4 protein-coding genes are annotated in these 3,418 nt (G+C 71.6%); 2 read left to right on the forward strand and 2 right to left on the reverse strand.

All coding sequences use genetic code 11. The features are described from left to right. Nucleotides 1-506 (reverse strand): amidase family protein (locus P1P70_RS42265; RefSeq protein ID WP_319247465.1); only part of this gene is annotated, 506 nt, incomplete at its 3' end. A 20-nt stretch (nucleotides 507-526) separates the two neighbouring features. Next, on the reverse strand, nucleotides 527-1,486 hold the full coding sequence (locus tag P1P70_RS42270) for a D-2-hydroxyacid dehydrogenase (RefSeq protein ID WP_319247467.1): 960 nt from the start codon (nucleotides 1,484-1,486) through the stop codon (nucleotides 527-529). A gap of 164 nt (nucleotides 1,487-1,650) precedes the next feature. Here P1P70_RS42270 and P1P70_RS42275 point away from each other — a divergent pair, with 164 nt between their 5' ends. Beyond that, entirely contained in the window at nucleotides 1,651-2,460 is an 810-nt protein-coding gene (locus tag P1P70_RS42275; RefSeq protein ID WP_319247471.1) for a decarboxylase, read from the forward strand. Further along, nucleotides 2,457-3,188, forward strand: coding sequence for a decarboxylase (locus P1P70_RS42280; protein ID WP_319247469.1), 732 nt, complete (start codon nucleotides 2,457-2,459; stop codon nucleotides 3,186-3,188). The genes P1P70_RS42275 and P1P70_RS42280 overlap by 4 nt, the downstream gene beginning before the upstream one ends. Nucleotides 3,189-3,418: the final 230 nt, after the last annotated feature.

The following is a 3,418-nucleotide window of genomic DNA, read 5'->3' on the forward strand; positions in this document are numbered from 1 at the left end:
AGCGCGACCGCCGCCGCCGCGCCCCCGCTGGACCCCCCGGCCGTCCGCGAGAGGTCATAGGGGTTCCGCGTCACCCCGCTGAGCGGCGAGTCCGTGACACCCTTCCAGCCGAACTCGGGCGTCGTGGTCTTCCCCAGGAACACCGCCCCGTGCTCCCGCAGCCGGGCCACCGAGGGCGCGTCCTCGTCCCAACTCCCCTTCTCCGAAACCGTCCTGGAGCCCCTCAGCGTCGGCCCGCCCCGCATCAGCAGGATGTCCTTCACGGTGACCGGCACCCCGTCCACCGCCCCGGCCGGCTCCCCGCGCCGCCAGCGCGCCTCCGACTCGCGCGCCCGCGCGAGCGCCCCCTCCGCGTCGATCCGCACGAACGCGTTGACGTCCGGCTGTACGCGCTCGGCCCGCTCCAACGCCGCCCGAGTCACCTCCACCGGACCGAACTCGCCCTTGCGGTACCCCTCGACCAGTCGCACGGCGGACAGTGCGGTCAGTTCCGTGAGCTCCGACATCCGGCCCCTCCCAGGGGAGTTCAGTGCCCGGGCACGTACCCGCGCTCCTTGTCGACCACGTTGGGCAGCGGTTTGCCCGCCTCCCACAGCTCGAACAACTCCACGAACTGAGCGCCGAGTTCGTCCCGCCACCCCACCGTGTCCCCGCTCATGTGGGGCGAGACGATCAGCCCGGGGACGTCCCACAGCGGGTCGTCCGGGCCCAGTGGCTCGCGCTCGAAGACATCGAGCGCCGCCCCCGCGATCCACCGCTTGCGCAGCGCCTCGACGAGCGCGTCCTCCACCACGAGCTGCCCGCGCCCGACATTGACGAACCGCGCGGACGGCTGCATGACCCCGAACCGCCGGGCGTCGAACATGCCGTACGTCGCCTCCGTCAGCGGTGCGGCCGCGATCACCCAGTCGGCGCGGGCCAGCAGCCGGTCGAGGTCCTCCGGGCCGTGGACACCGGGCCGCGCGGTCCGCCCGACCAGGGCCGTGTGCAGACCGAGGAGCTTGAGGTGACGCGCGATCGCCCGCCCGATCGGCCCGGACCCCACCACACACGCCCGGCCGCCCGCCACCCGCAGCGCCTCCCGGTGCCGCCACTCCCGCCGCCCCTGCAACTCCCAGCTGCGCGGCAGGTCCTTGGCCATGGCGAGGACGAGCGCGGCGACGTACTCGGCGATCGGCGCCTCGAACACGCCGCGCGCGTTCGTCACCACCGTGTCCTCGGTGGCGGCCAGTTCGGGGCAGAGCAGATGGTCGACGCCCGCGCTGGCCGTGTGCACCCAGCGCGGCCGGGGCCCGTCGCCCGGCCAGGCGTCCCGCACCGCGCGGGAGGTGAAGTCCCACACCAGCAGCACATCGGCGTACGGCAGCCGCGCGGCCAGCGTCGAGGCGTCGGCGTACTCGACCGTCGCCCGCCCGGTGAGCCGCCCGAGCCGGGGACGTGGTTCGGCGTCGAGGACGAGGAGGGTCGGTCGGGGAGTCGAGGTCATGGACGAAAGTAACCCCTCACATGCGGAAGCGGCTCTACCGGCCCCACGGGATGCGTGTGACATGCACTGATTGACCACGCTCGCACCCGAACCTACCTTCGTCAACACGGACTTGCGCACGTTCTGTCGTCCGCACATCTCTCTCCGTGAGGCCGGTGGCTGTCATGAACGTCTCCTTCCTCGGTGGACCCCGTCCGCAGCGCGGCGTCGGTGTCATCGCCCCGTTCGACTTCGCCCTCGACCGCGAGCTCTGGCGCTGGGTCCCGGACGACGTCTCCCTGCACCTCACGCGCACCCCGTACGTCCCCGTCGAGGTGAGCCTCGACCTGGCCCGGCTGGTCTCGGAGCACGAGACGCTGCACGAGGCGGTCCGGGCCCTGAACGAGGTCGCGCCCGAGGTCGTGGCCTACGCCTGCACCAGCGGCAGCTTCGTCGGCGGGGTCGCGGGGGAGCGCGCGATGGGCGAGGCGATGACCCGCGCGGGCGCCGCGCACGCCGTCACCACCTCCGGCGCGATGCTCGCCGCCCTGGCCGAGCTGAACGCGCACCGCATCGCCCTGGTCACCCCGTACACCGTCTCGGTCACCCGGTCCCTGGAGGAGTTCCTCGCCGAGGCGGGCGTCCTGGTCACGGGCCGCGCCTCGCTCGGCCTGGTCCGGCACATCTGGAAGGTCCCGTACCACGACGTCGTCGCCATGGCCCACCGCGCGGTCAGCGCGACCGAACCGGACGCCCTCTTCATCTCCTGCACCAACCTCCCCACCTACGACGTCATCCCGCAGCTGGAAGCGGAACTGCGGATGCCGGTGATCTCGGCCAACCAGGTGACGATATGGGCGGCGCTGCGTCAGCTGGGTACTCGGGCGGTGGGTCCGTACCAGGCTCTGCTCGACGAGTCGGCCAGGCAGACGTTCGGTGCGGGACCTGTTCCGCCACCGCCGGTACTGCCGGAAGAACAGGAAGGTTGGGCATGACCGCACTCGGTTTCCTCTACCCGGGCCACTCCGCCGAGGACGACTATCCGCGCATGGAGCAACTGCTCGGCAGCGACATCCGGGTGGAAGTGGTGCACACCGACATCGGCGAGGACGCCCACCGCGTCGACGCCCTGCGCGAGATGGGCGCCCCCGAACGGCTCGCCGCCGGCTGCGAGGCCCTCCGCCTGTCCGGCGCGGAGGCCGTCGTCTGGGCCTGCACCAGCGGCAGCTTCGTCCACGGCTACGAGGGCGCGCACGACCAGATCCGCGCCCTCGCCCGCGCCGCGGGCCTCCCCGCCTCCTCCACGTCCTTCGCCTTCGCCCACGCGGCCCGGGAGGTGGGCGCCACCAGGGTCGCGGTCGCGGCGACCTATCCCGACGACGTGGCCCGTCTCTTCGTCGACTTCCTCGCGGCGGCCGGCATCGAGGTCCTCTCCGTCCGGGGCGCGGGCATCATCACGGCCGCGGAGGTGGGCACCTGGACCCTGGACGACGTCCTCACTCTCGCCCGCGCGGCCGACCACCCCGACGCCGACGCCCTCCTCCTGCCGGACACGGCCCTGCACACCGCCTCCCACATCCCCACCCTGGAGAAGGAACTAGGCAAACCGGTCCTCACCGCCAACCAGGTCACGCTCTGGGAGGCCCTGAGGCTGGCGGACAGGAGGGTGAACGCCCCGGAACTGGGCACCTTGTTCACCCGCGAACCGATCGTGCAGGCGTAGCCGCCGGGGTCAACCCCCGCGCCCCAAAGGGGCGCGGGGAACTGCGCGACCAGCCCTCACCGAACCCGCCCGAACACCGACCCAGGGGGGCAAAGGGGCGCAGCCCCTTGGTGGGGGCACCTCCCCCCGTGCCTTATAAACATGTTCCCCTGCCCACCAAAAGCCCTTCGTTGATAGTGTTTGTAGATCTGTATTAACAAAAAAAAAAAAAAAACAAAAAGACAAAAATT

This window comes from Streptomyces sp. MB09-02B (assembly GCF_033794485.1).
Lineage (GTDB): Bacteria > Actinomycetota > Actinomycetes > Streptomycetales > Streptomycetaceae > Streptomyces.

What these genes read in the sequence shown, in the direction of transcription:
- P1P70_RS42275 (WP_319247471.1), top strand. Translation starts at nt 1,651, where the DNA reads ATGAACGTCTCCTTCCTCGGTGGACCCCGTCCGCAGCGCGGCGTCGGT.
- P1P70_RS42270 (WP_319247467.1), bottom strand. Translation starts at nt 1,486, where the DNA reads ATGACCTCGACTCCCCGACCGACCCTCCTCGTCCTCGACGCCGAACCA.
- P1P70_RS42280 (WP_319247469.1), top strand. Translation starts at nt 2,457, where the DNA reads ATGACCGCACTCGGTTTCCTCTACCCGGGCCACTCCGCCGAGGACGAC.